This is a genomic window from Bartonella queenslandensis AUST/NH15 (genome assembly GCF_000312585.1).
GTDB classification, from domain to species: Bacteria; Pseudomonadota; Alphaproteobacteria; order Rhizobiales; family Rhizobiaceae; genus Bartonella; species Bartonella queenslandensis_A.
The window spans coordinates 26,426-26,983 of sequence record NZ_HE998011.1 but is presented as its reverse complement, the minus strand read 5'-3'; the positions used below and the strand labels follow the sequence as shown (position 1 = coordinate 26,983).

1 protein-coding gene is annotated in these 558 nt (G+C 47.8%); it reads left to right on the top strand.

Features of this window, described 5'->3' with window-relative positions; translation table 11 throughout:
• Positions 1-558: AAA family ATPase (locus BN338_RS07610; RefSeq protein WP_039760660.1), on the top strand; the 558-nt coding region annotated here is incomplete at both ends.

Genomic DNA, 558 nt, shown 5'->3' with positions numbered 1-558 from the left:
TTTAGCTCAGATCAATGATTGGTCTAAGGCAGAAGTGGCGCGGCGCATCGGCATGCCTGATGGGACGTTTTCGCAATGGTATTCTGGCAGCTATGCAGGGCAATTGGGCAAGCAGAATGCAAAGGTTCAACAATGGGTTGATTCTGTAAAGGAAACGGCAGGTTTTTTGGAGATGATCCCCGAAAAGCCAGGGTTTCAAAAGAATCGTATAGCGAGTGAGATTATTGACACTTTAACGCTTGCACAAAGTACGGGCGACATGGTGATGATCACGCTTGATGCAGGGAATGGCAAGACGGAAACTTGCCGGCATTACCGCGCGACGCGCCCGCATGTTTACCTTGTGACAGCAAGCCCGCATACGCGCAGTGTTCATGGTATTTTGAATGATATGGCAGCGGAATTGGAAGTGGTTGAATATAATCCCACCCGCTTAACGCGTGCGATAGGCAAGAAATTAGAGCGTGTGGGAAGTGGGACGCTGCTGATTATTGATGAAGCGCAAAATTTAACGGATGAGGCGATTAATCAGTTGCGTCATTTTGTAGATATTAATGG